Origin of the sequence: Streptomyces sp. SLBN-118 (assembly GCF_006715635.1) — a bacterium.
GTDB lineage: Bacteria > Actinomycetota > Actinomycetes > Streptomycetales > Streptomycetaceae > Streptomyces.
The window spans coordinates 237931-256970 of record NZ_VFNP01000001.1 but is presented as its reverse complement, the minus strand read 5'-3'; the positions used below and the strand labels follow the sequence as shown (position 1 = coordinate 256970).

At 69.4% G+C, this 19040-nt stretch carries 19 protein-coding genes and 1 pseudogene; 10 read left to right on the top strand and 10 right to left on the bottom strand.

The window, feature by feature from the left end; genetic code table 11:
* The first annotated feature begins 263 nt into the window (after positions 1–263).
* From FBY35_RS01290 to FBY35_RS01280, 3 genes and pseudogenes are all read left to right on the top strand, one after another.
* Complete coding sequence (locus FBY35_RS01290; RefSeq protein ID WP_142212003.1) at positions 264–1133, top strand: CBS domain-containing protein; 870 nt, start codon at positions 264–266, stop codon at positions 1131–1133.
* Between the two features lie 244 nt (positions 1134–1377).
* Positions 1378–1494: pseudogene (locus tag FBY35_RS01285) on the top strand (PucR family transcriptional regulator); the annotation flags it as partial.
* A gap of 39 nt (positions 1495–1533) precedes the next feature.
* Positions 1534–2472 carry a potassium channel family protein gene (locus FBY35_RS01280; RefSeq protein ID WP_260848459.1) on the top strand — a complete coding sequence of 313 codons (939 nt, stop codon included), beginning with the start codon at positions 1534–1536 and terminating at the stop codon, positions 2470–2472.
* Positions 2473–2496: 24 nt separating this feature from the next.
* Here FBY35_RS01280 and FBY35_RS01275 read toward each other — a convergent pair whose 3' ends face one another.
* The 7 genes from FBY35_RS01275 to FBY35_RS01245 all read right to left on the bottom strand — a co-directional run bounded on the left by FBY35_RS01275 (position 2497) and on the right by FBY35_RS01245 (position 7489).
* Positions 2497–2790 carry a hypothetical protein gene (locus tag FBY35_RS01275; protein ID WP_142212002.1) on the bottom strand — a complete coding sequence of 98 codons (294 nt, stop codon included), beginning with the start codon at positions 2788–2790 and terminating at the stop codon, positions 2497–2499.
* 298 nt (positions 2791–3088) lie between these two features.
* Complete coding sequence (locus tag FBY35_RS01270) at positions 3089–3574, bottom strand: CBS domain-containing protein (RefSeq protein ID WP_142212001.1); 486 nt, start codon at positions 3572–3574, stop codon at positions 3089–3091.
* 108 nt (positions 3575–3682) lie between these two features.
* Positions 3683–3973, bottom strand: coding sequence for a hypothetical protein (locus FBY35_RS01265; protein ID WP_142212000.1), 291 nt, complete (start codon positions 3971–3973; stop codon positions 3683–3685).
* Positions 3974–3976: 3 nt separating this feature from the next.
* A complete protein-coding gene (locus FBY35_RS01260) occupies positions 3977–5275 on the bottom strand; it encodes an SLC13 family permease (protein ID WP_142211999.1) in 1299 nt (432 codons plus the stop codon).
* Positions 5272–5724, bottom strand: a complete 453-nt coding sequence (locus FBY35_RS01255; protein ID WP_142211998.1) for a CBS domain-containing protein — start codon at positions 5722–5724, stop codon at positions 5272–5274. The genes FBY35_RS01260 and FBY35_RS01255 overlap by 4 nt, the downstream gene beginning before the upstream one ends.
* Positions 5711–6952, bottom strand: coding sequence for a sodium:proton antiporter (locus tag FBY35_RS01250; RefSeq protein ID WP_142211997.1), 1242 nt, complete (start codon positions 6950–6952; stop codon positions 5711–5713). The genes FBY35_RS01255 and FBY35_RS01250 overlap by 14 nt, the downstream gene beginning before the upstream one ends.
* Before the next feature lie 180 nt (positions 6953–7132).
* Positions 7133–7489, bottom strand: a complete 357-nt coding sequence (locus FBY35_RS01245) for a hypothetical protein (RefSeq protein ID WP_142211996.1) — start codon at positions 7487–7489, stop codon at positions 7133–7135.
* A 510-nt stretch (positions 7490–7999) separates the two neighbouring features.
* Here FBY35_RS01245 and FBY35_RS01240 point away from each other — a divergent pair.
* The gene (locus FBY35_RS01240) at positions 8000–8572 is read left to right on the top strand and encodes a dihydrofolate reductase family protein (RefSeq protein WP_142211995.1); all 573 of its coding nucleotides are present in this window, start codon (positions 8000–8002) and stop codon (positions 8570–8572) included.
* Positions 8573–8823: 251 nt separating this feature from the next.
* On the top strand, positions 8824–9243 hold the full coding sequence (locus FBY35_RS01235; RefSeq protein ID WP_142211994.1) for a CBS domain-containing protein: 420 nt from the start codon (positions 8824–8826) through the stop codon (positions 9241–9243).
* 53 nt (positions 9244–9296) lie between these two features.
* Here FBY35_RS01235 and fdhF read toward each other — a convergent pair whose 3' ends face one another.
* The 3 genes from fdhF to FBY35_RS01220 form a co-directional block, all read right to left on the bottom strand.
* On the bottom strand, positions 9297–11981 hold the full coding sequence (gene fdhF / locus FBY35_RS01230; protein WP_142211993.1) for a formate dehydrogenase subunit alpha: 2685 nt from the start codon (positions 11979–11981) through the stop codon (positions 9297–9299).
* Entirely contained in the window at positions 11978–13663 is a 1686-nt protein-coding gene (locus FBY35_RS01225; protein ID WP_142211992.1) for an NAD(P)H-dependent oxidoreductase subunit E, read from the bottom strand. Before FBY35_RS01225 ends, fdhF begins: the two co-directional genes overlap by 4 nt.
* A gap of 93 nt (positions 13664–13756) precedes the next feature.
* Complete coding sequence (locus FBY35_RS01220) at positions 13757–14620, bottom strand: pyridoxamine 5'-phosphate oxidase family protein (RefSeq protein WP_142211991.1); 864 nt, start codon at positions 14618–14620, stop codon at positions 13757–13759.
* A gap of 220 nt (positions 14621–14840) precedes the next feature.
* Between FBY35_RS01220 and FBY35_RS01215 the strand changes: the two genes are divergently transcribed.
* The 5 genes from FBY35_RS01215 (at position 14841) to FBY35_RS01195 (ending at position 19027) form a co-directional block, all read left to right on the top strand.
* The gene (locus FBY35_RS01215; RefSeq protein ID WP_142211990.1) at positions 14841–15515 is read left to right on the top strand and encodes a CBS domain-containing protein; all 675 of its coding nucleotides are present in this window, start codon (positions 14841–14843) and stop codon (positions 15513–15515) included.
* 137 nt (positions 15516–15652) lie between these two features.
* Entirely contained in the window at positions 15653–17128 is a 1476-nt protein-coding gene (locus FBY35_RS01210; protein WP_142214833.1) for a bifunctional aminoglycoside phosphotransferase/ATP-binding protein, read from the top strand.
* A 109-nt stretch (positions 17129–17237) separates the two neighbouring features.
* The gene (locus FBY35_RS01205; RefSeq protein WP_142211989.1) at positions 17238–17432 is read left to right on the top strand and encodes a hypothetical protein; all 195 of its coding nucleotides are present in this window, start codon (positions 17238–17240) and stop codon (positions 17430–17432) included.
* Positions 17433–17904: 472 nt separating this feature from the next.
* Complete coding sequence (locus FBY35_RS01200) at positions 17905–18414, top strand: flavodoxin domain-containing protein (RefSeq protein ID WP_142211988.1); 510 nt, start codon at positions 17905–17907, stop codon at positions 18412–18414.
* Between the two features lie 142 nt (positions 18415–18556).
* On the top strand, positions 18557–19027 hold the full coding sequence (locus tag FBY35_RS01195; RefSeq protein ID WP_142211987.1) for a universal stress protein: 471 nt from the start codon (positions 18557–18559) through the stop codon (positions 19025–19027).
* Positions 19028–19040: the final 13 nt, after the last annotated feature.

The following is a 19040-nucleotide window of genomic DNA, read 5'->3' as shown; positions in this document are numbered from 1 at the left end:
GCTCCGCCGCGCGGTCTGCGGGGACTCCGGTCGCGGCCGCCCCCGGAGTGCCGACGGGGCGGAAACGCGCGAGGAAGCCCGGAAACTTCACCACGTTGGCCCTCTTTCCGTCGCCTCCTACTCAAGGTTCCACATCGAATGCGGCCTGTCGCCCTGGCATGGGCCGTCTGTCGGGCCGCGTGGGCCGTCCGGCACTTGGCTGGGGCGTAAATGGCGGAACACTGGTGTTGTAGCAGGAAAGCCTGTCGTTCTGGGAGGCCGCTGTGAGCGAGCGCGAGAAGTTCTCTGCAGGAGCCGAGGCCCGCGGCGCCAAGCCGGACCGGGCTTGGAGTCCCGAGGAAACCCATCGGCAGGACATGCTGGTGCGCTACATCGGTGCTGTCGCCGCGATTTCCACGAAGCAGGCGGTGGGCGCGCGGCCTGCCCATGAAGAGCCGCCCGTCCACGAAGAGCGGCCCCCCGAACGGCCGGAGCCCTCGCCCGCTGCCACGCCCACGCCGCTGCGCGTGCGAGAGGTGATGGACGTACCGGCCGCCTCGGTCCGTGGCAGCCTGCCGTTCATGGAGATCGCCCGGGTACTGTCGCGGGAGCGTGTGGGTTCCGTGCCGGTCGTCGACGAAGAGGACCGGGTGATGGGCGTCGTATCGGAATCCGACCTGCTGGCCAAGGCTGCGGTGGAGGCATCAGGCCACCGCCCCGGCCCGATCGGCAGGCTGCGGGAGCGGCGGATCCACGAGAAGGCGCACGGCGAGACGGCCGAGACACTGATGACGAGCCCGGCGGTCGCGGTGTACCCCGGGGCGTCGGTTGCCGAGGCCGCCTGGGTGATGGCGCTTTCCCGGCTCAAGAGGCTGCCAGTCACGGATCACGAAGGACGCCTCGTGGGTGTGGTGCAGAGGCGTGCGTTGCTGCAGGCACTCGTGCGCGACGACACGATGATCCGCCAGGAGGTCGAGTCCGAGATTCTCGAACGCCATTTCCCGAAAGCCCGGGACACGGTCGAAGTGACGGTGCACAACGGAGTGGTCGAACTCAGCGGCCGGATGGACGAGGACGGCATTCCCCGATTGCTGGCGCAGATCAAGGAGATCGAAGATGTCACCGAGGTCGTCGAGCATCTCTCCGCCGAGTGAGACTCGCTGGAGGCCGCGGGGGATCCTGTTGGCTGTCGGAACCGCCCGGGACCCCGCCAAATGGGGCACCTGACCCCGGCGACATCGGCCGTTGGTACCGAGCGCAAGCGACAGGGCACGACCCGGACAGAAAACAGCCCGCCGCGCCAGAATGGCGCCGGACTACCTGGCGTACCTCGAAGAACGCCCGACCGCCATCAACGCCTTGCAGCACACGCACCCGCCGCTGGGCGGGCCACCACCGCAGGCCGTGGACGCCTTCGCGGAGGGGCATGAACGGGCGTTGCGCCTGGCAGTGCGTCAGGAGGAGGCGGCCCGCCGGGAGTTCATCGACGACCTGCTGTACGGGCGACTCACCCTCTGAGGCGTGGCCTGCACAGCTCGGAGCGGGCTGCCGTGCATGCTGGGCACCGCATACGCCACGTTCTGGGAGACGCGTATGAAATGGCTGGTCTCATTGGTCGGAGCAGCTCTCGTCATGGTCGCGCTGCGGGACGTGTTCCACACGCTGTGGCACCCCACCCGTCACGGAGGGCTGAGCCGGCACGTCATGTCGGCCCTGTGGAGACTGTCCCAGCGCCTCCCTCTTCGCAGACGGGCGGCAGGGCTGGCCGGTCCGCTCGCCATGGTGGCGGTGGTGGCCATGTGGGCAGGCACCGTCGTCGTGGGATGGGCACTGATCTACTGGCCGCACCTGCCGGACGCCTTCTCGTTCGCCACGGGCCTGAAGCCGGCCGAGCACGGAGGACCGGTGGATTCGCTGTACATCTCGCTGGTCACCGTGGCGACGCTCGGGCTCGGCGACATCGCCCCGGCCGAGCCGTGGCTGCGCATCGTCGCGCCCCTGGAAGCCCTCGTCGGCTTCGCTCTGCTCACGGCCACGGTCTCCTGGGTGCTGGAGATCTATCCGGCTCTCATCCGCAGACGCACACTGGCTCTGCGGCTGTCCCAGCTGCAGCGGAACGATCCCTCACCGCTGCAGCTCGACTCCCCTCTGGGAGCGGGCGTCCTGGACAACCTCGCCGGGGAAGTGGCGCGTATCTCGGTGGACTTCCTCCAGTTCGCCGAGTCCTACTACTTCCACGAAGGCGAGGACCACACCTCACTGGCCGCCAGAATCCGCTACGCCGCCGACCTCGCCGACCGTGCCGACAACGCACGGCACGCCGAGGTGCGGTTCGCCGCCGCACTGCTCATCACCGCACTGGAGGACCTTTCCACCATCCTCGACGAGCGATTTCTCCACATCGGTGGCACACCACGCGACATCTACCAGGCCTACGCGGAAGATCATGGGAGAGCTCAGCTCCGAGCTGTGAACCGTCCGGCACACCCGTAGAAGTGGTGCGCCGCATCGCCGGGATCACCCCATCGGCTCGCTCGCAGGGCTTCCCGCTGAACACCGATGCCCTCGGATCTCGCCAAGAGCAACCACCAGCGTCGCCACATTCAGAGGGAACGCCACAGTTGAAGCGATCACCGTGATTCCGGCGGCCCGGGTGAGACTGGCGGCCAGCGCGGCGCACAGCAGTGCAGCGGGCAACAACCGGCGCCACGTGGGCAGGTCCCGTATGCGCCACACGCGTACGCAAAGGATCACATTGAGCGTCAGGAAAGCCACGGCCCAGGCGGCAAGCACAACCAGGGACAAGGACATCGGCGGATCTCCAGAGCAGAAGGAATTTCATGCCGACCAGACTTCCCGGCTCACCTGCCGTGATCCTAAGGGCTGTCCCGCAATACCCGCCGGGCGCGCGACGACAGCTACGGCACCTCGCTGCGTTGTCGAATCGCCCGAATACGCCCAGTATGAGGACGACTCTCCGCCTTGCGATGCACCGCATCTGACGCCGCGCGCTCATCCGCCGGGTATTGCGGGACAGCCCTTAGGGCGCGCCTGTGCCCGGCAACAGCCGCGCCCCCGACTGGACAGATCCATGGGATGATCCGGCCGGTCACGGCCGACTCCTGCCGCCGTAGCCGCCCGACGCTGCGAGGAGTTCATGCAGAAGATGGGCGGCTGTGATCACCCCGAGCAGATGGGTGCCGTCCTTGGCCTTCTCGGCCACGGCCACCAGCGGGCTGCGGACCCGTGCCATGAGCGCGGCCACCTCCAGCGCGGTGTCGTCGGGATCCGCGATGGGCGGCGGGGTCGTGGCCCGTGGGAGACAGTCGCCGACACTGCGGCCGACCAGGGCCCGGCACAGACGGTCGGCGTGCTTCTCGTCGACGACCGCGGCCAGAGTCGGGTCCTCGATCACGTACTCGGGCACCAGGACCTTGACCATCTGGGAGGCGGGCAGGATCGCCTTGGGTTCGCCGCGCTCGTCCAGCACCAGGAGTCCCGGGAGCTGGTGCTCGGCCATCAGCCGGGCCGCCTCCAGTGCGTCGCTGCCGACGCTCACCGATTCGTACTCAACTGCCAGGTCTCGTGCGCGCACGGCCGGCTCCTCGTCTGCTCGTCATGCCCCTGTTCCCAGCGTCGGTCATCATCGGGCTCCCGGCGATGACCTTGACGCGACACATACCTTCCGCGGTCCGGTCCCGGTTCATTCCCGCCCCTTTCCGGCTTGGTCCATCAGCCGGTCGACGATGAACGCGGTCAGGATCCCGCCCAGCAGCGCCCATACAGCATGGCCAGGATCGGTTTCGACGAATACGAGCGCCGCCCCCAATACGGCCGCAGAGGCGGCACCCGTCATCACAGCCGCCGTGTTGGTCAGGAACAGCCGCTGCTCTCGAGCGGTGCCAGGCCGGCGCAGCTCGCCCAGCGCGGTACGGATGACGAGCGCGGCCGCGACGATGCTGCAGGCGAGGGAAGCGTGTGTCCATGTGGTCATCGGTCAGGCCGGGGCGAAGTAGCGCAGCCAGACATACCCGGCCGAGATCGCCACGGTAACCACGGTGACGACGAGTCCGTACTTGGTGAACTGCCAGAAGGAGATGGGGGTGCGGTTGCGCTCGGCGATGCCGAGGACGACGACGTTGGCGCTGGCTCCGATGGCGGTGGCGTTGCCGCCGAGGTCCGCTCCGATGGCCAGGGCCCACCACATGACGTGGTTCGTGTCGCCGCCCATCGCCTCGACCAGGTCGCTCGTGATGGGCGCCATGGTGGCGACGTAGGGGATGTTGTCGATGATGCCGGACAGCACGGCGGAGGCACTGAGCAGCAGCATGGAGCCGCCCAGCTCGTTGTCGCCGATGGCGTCGGCGAGAGCCTTGGACACCTCGCCGATCACGCCGGTCTCGATCAAGCCGCCGATCATGATGAACAGCCCGGCGAAGAAGGCCAGGGTGGGCCACTCGACCTCGGCCAGCACCTCCCCGGTCTCCGCGGTGGACAGGGCGATCAGCAGGCCGGCGCCCAGCAGTGCAACGACGCTGGGCTCGTAGTGGAGCACCGGGTGCAGGACGAATCCGGCGACGACCAGGGTGAGCACGATCAGGCCCTGGACCAGGAGCCGGGGGTCCCGGATGGCTTCGCGCTCCTCCAGCTCCATCACCTCGGCCGCGCGGTCTTCGTCGTACAGGAACGCCTTGCGGAACAGCCAGCGGCACATGGCGATCAGCACCACGATCAGCAGAGCGGACAGCGGGGCGAGGTGAACGAGGAAGTCGTTGAAGGTGAGGCCGGCCCGGCTGGCGATGATGATGTTCGGCGGGTCGCCGACCAGGGTCGACATACCGCCGATGTTGGAGGCCAGGACCTCGGCGATCAGGAACGGGGCGACGGGCAGCGTGAGCCGTTCGCACACCAGCAGGGTGACGGGGGCGATGAGCAGCACGGTGGTGACGTTGTCGAGCAGCGCGGAGGCCACGGCGGTGATCACGATCAGCATGACCATCACCCGGAAGGGCCTGGCCCTGGCTCTCTTCACGGACCAGATGGCCAGGTACTCGAACATGCCGGTCTTCTTCAGCACGCCGACGATCATCATCATGCCCATCAGCAGGAAGATGACGTTCCAGTCGATGCCACTGTGCTCGGAGTAGAAGGCGGACGTGTCGTCGGTCGCCCTGATCACCAGCATCAGCCCGGCGCCACCGAGAGCGGCCGCCACCCGGTGGATCTTCTCGCTGATGATCAGGGCGTACGTGCCGGCGAAGACGACGATCGCGGCCCAGCTCTGCCAGTCGTTCACGATCCTCCGATGAGTCGCTGCATGAGGCGGGCGGCCGTGATGGCGCCCCCCAGCCGGACCTGGTCCCTGTCGCGTTCGATGGCGGCGACCAGCGGGCTGCGGGTCCGGGCCACGAGCGCCGCCACCTGCAGCGCTCCCGCGTCGGGCCCGACCACCGGCGGCGCGGACGTCCGCGGCGGCAGCCACTGGGTGACGGTCAGGCCCGCGATCTTCTCCGTGACCTCGGCGAGGTGCCGATCGTAGATCACGGCGGCGACATGCGGGGTCTCCGGGACGTAGTGGGGTACCAACTGCTTGATGAGCTGGGGGCCCGGCACGTTGGCGTAGGGCTGCTGGTCCGCATCGCGCAGCGCGGACAGCTGGCGCTCGGCCGGCAACCGTGCCGCATCCGAGGCGCTGTCGTCAGTCGAGGCGGAAGGGTAGGGCTCTGCGAGTTCATGCGCGCGCATGGCCGATCTCCTTGCTGTGGTCTGGTGTCGCTCCGTCCTGGTCGGCCGGGATACCGACCAGGTCGTCCACGTGGAAGAGCCGGGCGATCGGCACGTCCGTGCTGCTGTGGGCGATGATCGAGGCCGCGATGCAGACCGCGATCAGGGTGTACGCCTCCTGGCCGTGCGGGATGCCGGCCTGCAGCACCAGCAGCCCGTACACGACCGAAGCGAAGCCCTTCGGGCCGAACCAGGCCGCGACCAGCTTCTCCCGGCGGTCGAACCGCGTTCCGATGAGCGATATCAGCAGCGACGCCGGCCGGATGAGCACGATCGCCAGAACCACAGCGACATAGCCGCCGATGGACAGGTCGCCGAACAGCTGCGGGGTGAGCAGCGCGCCGAAGACCAGCAGGGCTGCGAACTTGGCCAGCTCGGCCAGCGCCTCACCGAGCGGCTCGAACGCTGCCTTCGCCTCAGGGGAGGCCGCGGTGAGGACCGCGCCCGCGGAGAAGGCCGCGAGGTAGGGGTTGGCGTGGGTGAGGTGGCACAGCCCGTACAGGATGATCCCGGTGGCCAGCGGCAGCAACGGCTGCAGCTTCGCCTCCGCGCCGAGCAGCCGGAACCGCACCAGCCCGGTCACGAGCAGCGGCAGCAGGATGCCGAGGGCGAGCCCGCCTCCCAGCTCCAGGGCGATCTTGCCTAGCGACGCGTGCGCAGGGCCCGCCGTGGGACCGGCCGCGGCGATGAGGATCAGGACGATCGGCAGGGCGAGGCCGTCGTTGATGCCGCTTTCCACATTCAACAACTGCCGCAGCTTGGCCGGGACTTCCTTGCGGCCGACGATCGCGGAGGCGAATACCGGGTCGGTGGGCGCGAGTACCGCGCCGACCAGGAACGACGTCGTCCAGTCCAGACCGACCAGATAGTGCGTGATCAGAGCCATGCCGGCGAAGGCGAGCGGCATGCCCAGGCCCAGAGCCCGGGCCGGGTTCTTCCAGTTGGCCCGCAGCTTCGGGAAGGAGACGTGCATTCCGTCGGTGAACAGCACCGCGAACAAGGCGAGGTCCGCGGTGACCGCGACGATCTCGCTCTCCGGCGTGATGTGGATCAGCCCGAGAAAGCCGTCACTGACCAGCGCCCCGCCGACGAGGAAGAGGAACGACGTGGACAGGACGGTACGGGCGGCAAGCCCGGAGAGCAGCACCGCGATGAGCAGCGCGACTCCGAAGACGGCAACGAGCACCATGAGGGTGTCCCCCGATCGGCAAAGAGAGCTCTCTCGAATTCGCCGACCAGGCTTCCCGGCACACCACGCTGAACTTTACACGTCCCTTACGCGACATTGACAGGTCTCCAGCGCGCACCCGCGGCGCCCTCACATTGCCGGATCCCGGCAGGGATTCTGTCCTGCGCCCTCGCGTGGATATCAGGCACGACCGTCCAAGGTCGAGCGCGCGACGGATGACCCGGCGCGCTCGGCGTCGCGGCGGTTGAAACGCTCGCACAGGGTCGCCCCGAGAACGAGTCCGTTTCCGCCAAAGACGGCCATCGGGACCAGGACCATCCGCAGGAAGTCCGCATCCTCGGAGCGCATTCCGGTCAGGGCTGTGACGGGCGGGATCAGCAGGGCCACATACAGGACCAGGATCGCGATCCCCTTCACCTTGAGTCCCCCACGTGTGGACTGCCGCCGCATCCACTGCGGCACCCGCCCGGACAGGAACAGCGCAGCCAGGGGCAGCACGATCACCGACCAGACAGTGATCCACAACCATGGGAACATTTCCCCTCCAGGGCCGAGTTGGGGACGCGAGCGGGCCGGCCACGCCGGTGCAGAGATGGTGCCACCGCCCCCAGCAATCCACGAGGACCCTGTCCACAAGTCGGTTTGAGGGGCGTGCAGCCCACCGGGGACGCCACTGCGTCATGAGCCCGCGCTTGTCGCCCTCCTCATCGCATCGTCACGAACCGCTGTCCGCCTGGTGAGTGACTCCCAGTGATGCTCGGTCTGGGCCAAGGCAAGGACGGCGGGCCTGCATTGGGACCGAGGCCGACCACATCACGTTGCCGCGCCACCGGTCGAGACTGGTTGTGCACCTGGCGGGTCCCGTGGTCGGACACCTTGCTTACTCCCCGGGACGATCCCTGTGGCCGAGACCGCCGGGAGGAACCGGCGAGGGCCGATGAGTTTCTCCGCGATCCGCAGTCATAGATCATGATTGGTGCGCCGCGGTCGAAGCGTGCACCGACCGAACCTGCTGAGAACCAGACAAGAGATACCGAGGAACCATAGATGCGTACCCTGATCAGTACCGCCTTCATCTCGCTCGACGGCGTCGTGGAGGGCCCGGGCGGTGAGGCCGGTTACCGGAACTCTGGGTGGACCTTCAAGGACGTCGAATTCCTTCCCGAGGCATTCGACATCAAGGGCCGGGAGCAGAAGGAAGCCACCGCGATGCTGATGGGCCGGAACAGCTACGAGGCCTTCAGCCCGGTGTGGCCCGACATGGAGGACTTCGCCGACTACAAGGTGATGCCGAAGTACGTCGTCTCCACCACCCTCACCGATGACGCCCTGGTCACGAACTGGGGCGAGACCACGATACTGCGCTCGCTCGACGAGGTCGCCGCACTGAAGGAGACCGAGGGCGGCCCGATCATCCTCCACGGCAGCGCCACCCTGAACCAGGCCCTTTCGGACGCCGGCCTGATCGACCGTTACCACCTGCTCGTCTTCCCGCTCCTGCTCGGCGCGGGCAAGCGCCTGTTCAGCGCCACGGACAAGGACACCCAGAAGCTGAAGCTGGTCGAGCACGAGGTCTATGCCAACGGTCTGCAGAAGAACGTCTTCGACGTCGTCCGCTGACAGCACAGCGTGCCCGTGCCCGACCCCGGCCGCGGTCGGGCACGGGGGATGTGTCAATTTACGCGATTACACCACTGCAGGGGACATGACCTCCGGCCCTGTGAGGAGGGAACGAGGCAGGGCACGGCTTGTCCCGCCCCGGCATGCGTACGGGATCCGAAGAACCCACACTGGCCCTAAGGAGTAGCGTCGGGGCGGGTCCAGCCCAAGGAGCCTCCCCGCGCAGACAGCGAGGCTCGAAGGAGGCGGCCATGACCACTGCCCGGGAGATCATGCACACAGGTACCGCCTGCGTGCAGGAGAGCGAAACGCTGGAGGCCACCGCGCGCCGGATGAGCGAGCTGGACGTCGGAGCCCTCCCGATCTGCGGGCCGGACGACCGACTCCACGGGATCATCACCGACCGGGACATCGTGGTGAAGTGTCTCGCCAGGGGCAAGGACCCGAAGACCATGACCGCAGGCCACCTCGCGCAGGGCAAGCCGATCACGATCGACGCCGAGGCTGACACGGACCGAGTCCTCCAGGTCATGGAGGAGCACAGGATCCGGCGGCTTCCGGTCATCGACAACCATCGCCTGGTCGGAATGATCAGCGAGGCGGACCTCGCACGTCGTCTGCCGGAGGAACAGGTGGGCCACTTCGTCGAGGCCGTGTGCGCGGCCCACTGAGCACTCGGCAGCGCCTTTCGGTACCCATCGTCGAAGACCTTGGCCGGGCGTGGTCACGGGGCGGCCACGCGCACTGCGGTGACCTTGTACTCGGGGCAGGACGTGACGGTGTCCGCGTGGTCGGAGGTGAGCCTGTTCACTCCACTCGCGGGGAAGTGGAAGGAGCAGAAGACCTGGCCGGGGGCGGTCTCCCTACCGATCCGGGCGACCAGCCGGGCCCTCCCGTGCCGGCTCTCCACCGTGACCTGCTGGCCGTCACGCACTCCGTACCGGGCGGCGTCGTCGGGATGGAGGTCCAGATGGTCGGCCGGATCGAGCCCGAGGTTGCCGCCGCGCCGCGTCATGCTGCCGGAGTTGTAGTGCGCCCAGCGCCGCCCGGTGACCAGGACCAGTGGATACGCCTCGTCGGGCTGCTCACCCGGCGGGAGATAGGGGGCGGCGGCCAGATGAGCCCGGCCGTCCGCGGTGGCGAACCGGCGTCGGTACAACGTGGCTTCTCCGGGGCGGTCGGGGCCGGGGCAGGGCCACGGGACGGCGTTCTCGCGGTCCAGCCGGTCGTGGGACAGCCCGGCGAAGAGGGGAGTGAGCCGTGCGCACTCGGCGAGGGCTGCGGCCGGAGTGGGGCAGCCGAGGTCGACGCCCAGGGCCGAGGCGAGGGCGTGCACGGCCGCGAAGTCCGTACGGGCTTCTCCCGGAGGGGAAACGGCGGCGCGCACCCGCTGGAAGCGGCGGTCGAAGTTGACGAAGGTGCCGTCCTTTTCCAGCCAGGACGCGACCGGCAGCACGACGTCCGCGTGGCGGGCCGTCTCGGACAGGAACAGCTCATTGCAGACGACGAGCGGACAGGTCGCCAGGGCCTGAGTCACCCGCTGCGTGTCGGGGTCGGTGGCGCACACGTCCTCCCCGACGATCCACAGCGCTCGCAGTTCCCCGCCCCGCGCGGCCGCGAACATCTCGGGGATACGCATCCCGGGCTGCTGCGGAACGGGCGCGCCCCACAGTTCCTCGGCCCGTGAGCGGGCAGCCGGGTCGGTCACCTTCCGGTACCCGGGCAGGACATCGGGCAATGCGCCCATGTCAGAAGCGCCTTGGACGTTGTTCTGGCCACGCAGCGGATTGACCCCATAGCCGAGATCCGTGCCGACGGCACCCCGCAGGATCGCCAGGTTGGACAGCGCGCGGACCCCGTCGGTGCCGTGGAGGTGTTCGGTGACGCCCAAGCCGTAGACGATCGCGGGATGCTCGGCGCGGCCGTACAGGCGGGCGGCGGCGATCAGGTCCGTGGCGGGCACGCCGGTGATGTCCGCCACCCGGTCGGGTGGGTAGTCGGCGAGCAGCTCGGCGAGTTCCGGCAGGCCGGTGGCCCGCTCGCGCAGGAAGTTCCCGTCGGTCAGTCCTTCGGTGAGCAGCACGTGGGCGAGGCCGTGGAACAGGGCGACATTGGTGCCGGGGCGCGGCCGCAGGTGCACGTCCGCGTGCAGGGCGAGGCCGACGGCCCGCGGGTCGGCGACGACCAACCGGGCGCCGTGCAGCACGCGTTGGAGCAGTCGCGCCCCGACCACCGGGTGGGCTTCGACAGGGTTGGCTCCGACCACCAGCAGGCAGTCGGCCCGCTCGACGTTGTCGAAGCTGTCCGTGCCGCCGGGCAGTCCGAAGGAGGCGGCCAGGCCGGCGGCGGACGGGGAGTGGCAGAGCCGGGAGCAGTTGTCGATGTTGTTGCTGCCGATCGCGACCCGCATGAACTTCTGGATCAGGTAGTTCTCCTCGTTGGTCGCCCGCGCGGAGGAGATCGCCGCAACGGCGTCGGGGCCGCCCGCGTCAACAGCTGCGCGCAGTCCGCGGGCGATATGGTCCAGCGCCTCGTCCCAGCCGACGGGCTCCATTCGGCCGTCGCGTTGTCGCAGAAGGGGCCGGGTGAGGCGTTCGGGCGAGGTGAGATATCCGTGGGCGAAGCGGCCCTTGACGCACGCGTGCCCCTGGTTGACCGGACCGTCCCGACTGGGCAGAACCGCACTGACCTCGCCGTTCCGGGTGGTGACCTCGAGGGAGCAGCCGACACCGCAGTATCCGCAGGTGGTGCGTGTGAGTCCTGCCGCCGGCCGGTTCCCCGAGGTGAGCCCGCGGCCGGGACCCGGCTCGGTGATCGCACCGGTGGGGCAGGTGTCGACGCAACCGCCGCAGGCCACGCAGTCCGACTCGGCCCACGGTCCGCCGGTACCGGGGGCCACGACGGTGTCGGCACCCCGGCCGGTGAGCGTGAGGGCGAAGGTGCCTTGTACCTCGGAGCACATGCGGACGCACCGGCCGCAGGCAATACACAGGTCACGGTCGAGGTGAACGTACGGATGGGACTCGTCGCCGCCCCGTCCTCCGTTGCCCTGTGCCGCGCAGGGGCCGATCCCCAGCGACCGGCAGGCCTGCGCCAACTCGCTGCCGCTGTCGGCGGCCAGGGCCCTCGGCGGCAGGGCGGAGGCGATGAGCTCCACCGCGTCCCGGCGCAGCAGCTGCAGATCGTCGGTACCGGTTTCGACGCACGCCCCTGCGACGGCCGGGGTGACACAGGCCGCAACGATGCGCCCGTCGGCCCGTACCAGGCAGGTACGGCACGATCCTGCGGGGCTGAGCCGGTCGTCGTGGCAGAGCGAGGGCAACTCGATGCCCACCGCGCGTACGGCCGAGAGCAGCGAGGCTCCTTCCGGCACCTCGACGCTCGTGCCGTCGATGTCGATCCCGGTCACTGGTCCCACCCCGCCAGCCGGTCGCCGTACGCGCGGGCGAGGCTGCGCACCGCAGGCGGGATCCGGCGGCCGAAGGCGCACAGGCTCGTCTCGGCCAGCACACGCGACAGCCGTCCGTACTCCTCTCCGGGAGGTCTGCCCGCAGAGGCCATTTCCAGACCGCGCCGTGAGCCCACGCGGCAGGGCGAACAGGCGCCGCAGCTCTCGGCGGCGGCGAACTCCCAGATGTGCCCCAGCACATCCTGCGGTGCCACGCTCCGGTCGAAGGCGACCAGCCCGGCGTGGCCCAGAGCGGCGCCCCGGGCTGTGAGGTCGGCCTCCGTCAAGGGCACGTCCAGCGCGTCGGCGGCCAGGAAGCCGCCCAGCGGGCCGCCGACCTGGAGAGCCACCAGCTCGGCGCCGTCCTTCAGGCCGCCGCCCAGCTCGGTGACGATGCGCCGCACCGGAGTGCCGAGTTCGACCTCGTACGCACCCGGTCGCGCGAACCGTTCGGACAGGCAGACCAGCTTCGTCCCGGTCTCGGACGCCGTCCCGCGCCGGGCATATGCCGCGCCGCCGCGCTGGACGATCCATGGGACAGCCGCAAGGGTCTCGACGTTGTTGACCACGGTCGGCGCTCCCCACAGCCCGCGCTCGGTCGGATACGGCGGGCGCGGCCGGGCACATCCCCTGCCGCCCTCAAGACCCGCGATCAGCGCGGTCTCCTCACCGGCAACGTATGAGCCGGCGCCTTCGACGACCTGGATGTCCAGAGCGCTGGTGGTTCCGTACAGCGACGGGCCGAGGCGACCGTCCGCGTACGCCTGCCCGACAGCCTCGCGCATCCGGGCCAGAGCCATCGGATACTCGGAGCGCACCAGCACAACGCCCTGGGACGCTCCGCAGGCGAAGCAGGCCAGGGCCAGCCCTTCCAGCACCCGCCCCGGGTCGGCCTCCATCAGCAGCCGGTCGGCGTAGGAGCCGGGATCGCCCTCATCCCCGTTGGCCACGACCACGGTGCCAGGACGGCGGCCCGCTGCTGCCCATTTCGCGGCCACCCGGAACCCCGCGCCGCCGCGCCCCCGCAACCCGGATGCGGCCACCTGCTGGTGGACCTCGTCAGGAGTAAGTTCCGTCACCGCCCGGGGCCATACCTGCCACGGGCGCTCCCCGGACACCACACCGCCCAGCAGAACCGGGTCGTCGGTGTCGTCGGCCACCGGGATCCCGGGTGCCCGCGGTGGCTCCCGGCCCGCGAGTTGACCGGCCAGGGTAGGGCCCGTACAGGGCACATCCCCGTCGAGCGCGGCGGGCCCCGCGTAGCAGTACCCGAGACAGCGCACGGCCTGTACCGACGTCCCTCCGTCGGATGAGGCCGTGCCCGCGGTGACGCCCAGCTCGCGCTCGACTGCGGTGAGATGAAGGCCGGCCTGCGCGGCGAAGCACGCCGTCGCGGCGCAGACCCGGATGTGACGGCTCCCGTGCGGGGCGGCGAAGTCCGCGTAGTAACTGGCCGGTCCGAGCACGGCAGCGGCGGGCAGGCCAACATCGGTGGCAACAGCCGGCGCCCAGGTCTCGGGGCGGGCCGCGGTGCCCGTCCGGGCTGCTGCCAGCGACGTCATCAACCGGTCTGCAGGTTTCCCACGCCGTTCGGCGAGGGCCCTGAAGGCGTCGAAACGGTCGGCGGGACAGACGGGCACCATGCCTTCATCGTGGAGTCCTTCGCGGGGGGCCGCATCCGGGGCAGCCGTCGCCCGAGTCGTCTCCTCGCTGCCCCGGCGTAGCGCCGAGGACACTCACTGATCCGACGGACTGATAGCCCGTCCCGTGAGGCGCTTGGGCTCGATCGAGATCCACAACTCGCGCTTGCCCCCTGCCCACGGCTCGGTGTGCGCGAGATCGGCCAGCCGTCGCACCGCGTCGGGCTCCTTGACAGCCCGCGCAGGGCCGACTGCGAGCACGCTCCAGCCCTGGCTCATCGCCTCGTCCACGTGGTCGACCTCGAATGCCACGTCTGTTCCCATGGCCGCCGCCGGGGCGGATCCAGGCGCGGTTCGGAAGACGATCGCGTCATCGACGACCTCGTAGTTCACAGGGATGACCGCCGGGCCGTCGGGCGTCGAAAAGGCGACGCGGCCCACGCCGTGCGTGGAAAGCAGGGCGCGGCATTCATCGCCTTCCAGGTCTCGCAGCCGGGGGTGCAGGAGCGCCTGACCCCGGCCGGGCGGTAGATCGATGCCGCCGCCGCGCAGAGCGGCTGCAGTGGTCCCCAGCGCGTCGGCGAGCCTGATCAGGCTCGCCAGGCTGGGGTCTGCCGAGCGCTCTTCGAGGTACGCCAGGTACTGCGGCGCCATTTTGGCGCGCCGCGCTGTTTCTGTCCGGGTAAGCCCTAGCCGCGCGCGTTCGAGTGCGATGCGGCGGCCGATGTCGCTGGGGCCGTGTCCTTCCTGGGACGGTGTTTCGCCCGGCCCGTGCTCGATGTGATGGATGTGCGCGTCCGGCCCGGGGAACACGAGCGTCACTTCGTCCGTGTCCGACCAGCGCACGTCGTACGGGGGCGTTCCGTCCGCGTGGTGGAGCCCCACGATTTCACCGTCCCGCCTGGCGGCGCCGGTGTTCGGTCCTTCGACGACGAGTTGATCGCCCAGGTGAGCTCGCATGATCATCACCGCTCCCGCGAAGCGTCGCTGTACCCCCAACGTGCCACGCGCGGTGTCCTGGCGCATGGGTCGAGAAGCCCGACTCCAGGGGGCCCTTCGGGCCGGTCTCGGCCCGAAGGGCCCCAAATAGGGACCGGACGGCTCATCCGATGACGCCCCCTCCCTGACAGGCTTGATCCGTGACCGTGACCGGTTGTCACGACGCCGAAGGGAGGGCGGAATGCACCACCGAACAGTCGGAGAGCTCATGACCCGGAAGGTCGTCCGGGTTCGGCGCGACGCGCCGTTCAAGGAGATCGTCAGGCTGCTTGCCGAGAACGATGTCACCGCCGTACCCGTCGTGGACGAACTGGACCGCCCGATGGGTGTGGTGTCCGAGGCCGACCTGCTGCGCAAGTCGTCCGGCCAGTCCGACCCGTCGGGTCGGGTGCCGGTGCCGCATCTGGAAGCGTGGGAGCGAGCCAAGGCCGAGGGAGCCCGCGCCGAAGAGCTGATGTCGGCTCCGGCCGTTTGCGCGCGTCCGGAGTGGACCGTTGTCGAGGCGGCTCGGCTGATGGCGGTACAGAACGTCAAGCGTCTGCCCGTGGTGGACGCGGCGGACAGGCTGCAGGGCATCCTCAGCCGCAGCGACTTGCTGCGCATCTTCCTGCGCCGCGACGACGCCATCCGCGACGAGATCAACCGGGATGTTCTGCAGTCGACGATGCGTCTCGCCCCATGGCAGGTGACCGTTGCGGTGGACGAAGGACAGGTCACGCTTGGTGGGTCCGTCGACGTCAAGAGCCTGATCCCGATCATTGTGCGGCTGTGCCGGAGCGTGGACGGCGTGGTTTCGGTCTCGGAACACATCACGTACCGGACCGACGACACCGCGAGTTCCACCAGCGGCACATAGGCCAACGAACGTCGCGCCGCACGCCGTGACTGAGCCGACCCACCACAGGGAGGCGCACGATGTCCACGCTCCGAACCGACGCATCCGTGCTCCGGGCAGCCACCGGCATCGATGTACCGCCGCTCCCGCGAGCAGAGGTGTGCGAGACCCATACGGCGGTCGTCTTCTTCGTCGGCGACCGCGCCTACAAGCTCAAGAAACCGGTGGACCTGGAATTCTTGGACTACACCACCGTGGCGGCTCGGCGTGCGGCGTGCGAGCGGGAACTGGCTCTCAACCGTCGCTTCGCCCCCGACGTCTACCTGGGCCTGGGAGAGTTTCGCAGCCCGGGCGCGGACACCCCGGAACTCCTCGTCGTGATGCGCCGCATGCCGGCGGAGCGCCGCCTCTCCCGGCTGGTGAGTGAAGGCGTCGTCGTGGACGATGTCCTGCGGACCGTCGCCCGGCAGCTCGCCACCCATCACGCGGATGCGACCCGCAGCCGGGACGTGGACCAGCAGGGGACCCGGGACGCGCTGTCGTCGCGCTGGGAAGCGAGCTTTGCGCAGGTCCACGCCCCGGCCGACGACGCACACACGTCCGACGCGGTGGAAGAGGTCGAGCGGCTGGTGCGCCGCTACCTCGCGGGGCGCAAGCAACTGTTCGACACGCGCATCGCGCAGGGGCGGATCGTCGACGGCCACGGCGACCTGCTCGCAGAGGACATCTTCTGCCTCGACGACGGCCCCCGCCTCCTCGACTGCCTCGAGTTCGACGACCACCTGCGCTACGTCGACGGCCTCGACGACGCCGCCTTCCTCGCCATGGACCTGGAACAGCTGGGGGCCCCGCAGGCCGCGGGGTTCTTCCTCGCCCAGTACAGCGAGTACTCCGGAGACCCGGCACCTCCGTCCCTGCGGCACCACTATGTCGCCTACCGCGCGTTCGTCCGTGCCAAGGTCTCCCTGATCCAGGGCCATCAGGGCGCGCCCGGCGCTGAGGCCGCGTCCCGGCGACTGATCTCGACGGCGCTGCGTCACCTGCGGACGTCCGCTGTCGGCCTGACGCTCGTCGGCGGGCTTCCGGGCAGCGGGAAGTCCACGCTCTCCGGCGCGCTGGCCGATCGCCTCGGCGTCACGCTGCTCAGCAGCGATCGTCTCCGCAAGGAGCTGGCGGGCATCCCGGCGGAACAGTCCGCGGCGACCGGCTACGGCGAGGGCCTGTACTCACCCGAGTGGACCGCCAAGACCTACGCGGCCCTGCTCGACCGTGCGTCCGCCCTGTTGTCCTCGGGCGAGTCCGTTGTCCTGGACGCCACCTGGTCCGATGCTGAACAGCGCGAAGCTGCCCTGCGCATGGCCGAACGCGTCAGCGCCGACCTGGTGGCCCTGCACTGCCAGGTTCCGGGCGAGGTGTCGGCGGCCCGCTTGAGTACTCGCGCCCCCGGTGCCTCCGACGCAGGGCTGGAGGTGGCCACCGCCATGGCGAGCAAGGAGTCATCATGGACGAAGGCGGTCACGGTCGACACCAGCGGTCCTTTGGAGGCCGCGGTCGTTCAGGCAATGGCGGCCGTACGCCCTTACGGCACTGGCCAGGCCCCAGTCTTCCGCCGCCCCTACATGGAGCCGGACTGAGGAGAGTCGCGACGATGCGGCTGGCGGCCTCATCGCCGAAAGAAACGGCTGCCTGGGAAGACCCAGCTGGGCTGGGCGGCCGGCGCTATCCGTCGTTAGGAGGCCCTCGATGACACAGAGCGTCACCCCGAACGTGTACGAACGGCTACGTCTCTTGGAGTCGCAGGTGCAGGTCTTGGCCCAGGCAGTCCGGGCACTCGCCGAGGGCTTCGAGGAGATCCCGTCGCAAGACACGAAAACGGCGGAGCAGGCAGCCCGTGGAGCGCGGCTGGCGCACGAACTCCTGCTCTCCCAAGGGCTTTAGATGCCGGGGAGCAGCTGGCCGAGGAAGCTTTCCGGGCGGCCGTGACGGACAACAGCGGGCCTGGCTTTCCAGATCATGCCCGAGTTGCCGCATGGGCACGTCGGCGCACGACGATCGCAGTCACCGCGCCCGCACCGGCGACGGTGATGGCAAGCAGCACAAACCCCCCATGTGTAGCCGGGGTTCGCAGGCGTCGGGCTCGTCACGGCTGCCTGCCTGCCGACCGACGTCAGGGCCTGCCGTCCCCATGTGGGGACCGTGTGGCCCTGATCCCGCCGCTGCCGGGGGCGCCAGGATGGTGGCAGGAAACGGGGACATCGATGAGGCTGACCACCCCGAACTCACCACCCTCGCCGATGCCTCGGAAATGCTGGTCGCTCGAACGGTCTGGCGCGGCAGCGGTTGACGGTCAGACGCAGGGTCTTGACGATCACCGCCACGCCGCCCCCTTGCACGACAGAGAGGCGAAGCCATGAACGTTCTGGTGGGATACGCCACCGCGCACGGCTCCACACGGGAGATCGCGGAGCGTATCGGGGCACGCCTCGGCGAGGCGGGCCTGAGGGCCGATGTGCGGCCCATGAGCGAGGTCGGGGACGAGGATGCGTATGAGGCGTTCGTGCTCGGCAGCGCGGTCCATGGGCAGGCATGGCTGGACGCTGCGAAGGACTTTGTGCACCGCAACAGCGATCTGTTCCGGGTCCGCCCCGTGTGGATTTTCAGCGTGGGGATGCCCGGCGCGATGCGCGGCCCGTGGAAGCGCTTGGCCGGCAAGGAGGAAACGGTCATCATCGACGACCTCCCCGATCACATCCCTTACAGGACTCACCGGCTTCTCTCGGGTGTCATCAAGCCCGGCCAGCTGCCCATCACCGGGCGAGTGATCTTCCGGCTGATGGGCCTCAGATACGGCGACTACCGTGACTGGTCGGCCATTGACACCTGGGCCGACGGCATTGCCAGGGCCCTGTGCGCACCGTGACGGGAAGGGGCCCTTCCGGTCGGTCGGGGTACGGCGGGCCTCACCGCGGACGCCAAGGATGTGGGGAGCATCCTCGCGTGGCGGGCTTCGCCGGGGGCGGGCAGCGTGGACTACGGGGCCGAAGCGAGAGAGGCGACTGGGCATGGGAACAGAAGCATCGGCTGGCCGGGTTGTGGTGGGTGTTGACGGATCACCGTCGTCGCAGACGGCTCTGCGGTGGGCGATGAGGCACGCCGGTCTCATCGGGGGCGTCGTGGAGGCGGTGTGTGCGTGGGAGCTCCCGGGGATGCGCGGCTGGTCGGCTCCGGCGGTGGACGCCGACCTCGACGCGGAGGTCGCACATTCCGGGTTCGTCGAAGAGCTGCGAAGTGTGGTGGGGGACGCGCCGTCCGTGGAGGTGCGGGAGCGTTTCGCGCGGGGTAATCCGACAGAGGTGTTGCTGGCCGCGGCGGAGGGGGCTGAGGTTCTGGTGGTGGGAAGCCGGGGCCGGGGTGGATTCGCCCGTGCTCTCCTGGGCTCCGTGAGCCAGCAATGTGCTCAGCATGCGACATGTCCGGTGGTCATCGTCCGGCCGGACAGCAACGCAGGAGTGGAACCGACCGCGGCCGCCTGAGCTGCGTTGCCTG

Bases quoted from the DNA above. Each gene is read 5' to 3' on its own strand.
- FBY35_RS01275 (WP_142212002.1), bottom strand. From the start codon at position 2,790: ATGTCCTTGTCCCTGGTTGTGCTTGCCGCCTGGGCCGTGGCTTTCCTG.
- FBY35_RS01255 (WP_142211998.1), bottom strand. From the start codon at position 5,724: ATGCGCGCGCATGAACTCGCAGAGCCCTACCCTTCCGCCTCGACTGAC.
- FBY35_RS01250 (WP_142211997.1), bottom strand. From the start codon at position 6,952: ATGGTGCTCGTTGCCGTCTTCGGAGTCGCGCTGCTCATCGCGGTGCTG.
- FBY35_RS01200 (WP_142211988.1), top strand. From the start codon at position 17,905: ATGAACGTTCTGGTGGGATACGCCACCGCGCACGGCTCCACACGGGAG.
- FBY35_RS01220 (WP_142211991.1), bottom strand. From the start codon at position 14,620: ATGCGAGCTCACCTGGGCGATCAACTCGTCGTCGAAGGACCGAACACC.
- FBY35_RS01265 (WP_142212000.1), bottom strand. From the start codon at position 3,973: ATGACCACATGGACACACGCTTCCCTCGCCTGCAGCATCGTCGCGGCC.
- FBY35_RS01195 (WP_142211987.1), top strand. From the start codon at position 18,557: ATGGGAACAGAAGCATCGGCTGGCCGGGTTGTGGTGGGTGTTGACGGA.
- FBY35_RS01225 (WP_142211992.1), bottom strand. From the start codon at position 13,663: ATGGTGCCCGTCTGTCCCGCCGACCGTTTCGACGCCTTCAGGGCCCTC.
- FBY35_RS01205 (WP_142211989.1), top strand. From the start codon at position 17,238: ATGACACAGAGCGTCACCCCGAACGTGTACGAACGGCTACGTCTCTTG.
- FBY35_RS01240 (WP_142211995.1), top strand. From the start codon at position 8,000: ATGCGTACCCTGATCAGTACCGCCTTCATCTCGCTCGACGGCGTCGTG.
- FBY35_RS01280 (WP_260848459.1), top strand. From the start codon at position 1,534: ATGCTGGGCACCGCATACGCCACGTTCTGGGAGACGCGTATGAAATGG.
- FBY35_RS01245 (WP_142211996.1), bottom strand. From the start codon at position 7,489: ATGTTCCCATGGTTGTGGATCACTGTCTGGTCGGTGATCGTGCTGCCC.
- FBY35_RS01235 (WP_142211994.1), top strand. From the start codon at position 8,824: ATGACCACTGCCCGGGAGATCATGCACACAGGTACCGCCTGCGTGCAG.
- FBY35_RS01215 (WP_142211990.1), top strand. From the start codon at position 14,841: ATGCACCACCGAACAGTCGGAGAGCTCATGACCCGGAAGGTCGTCCGG.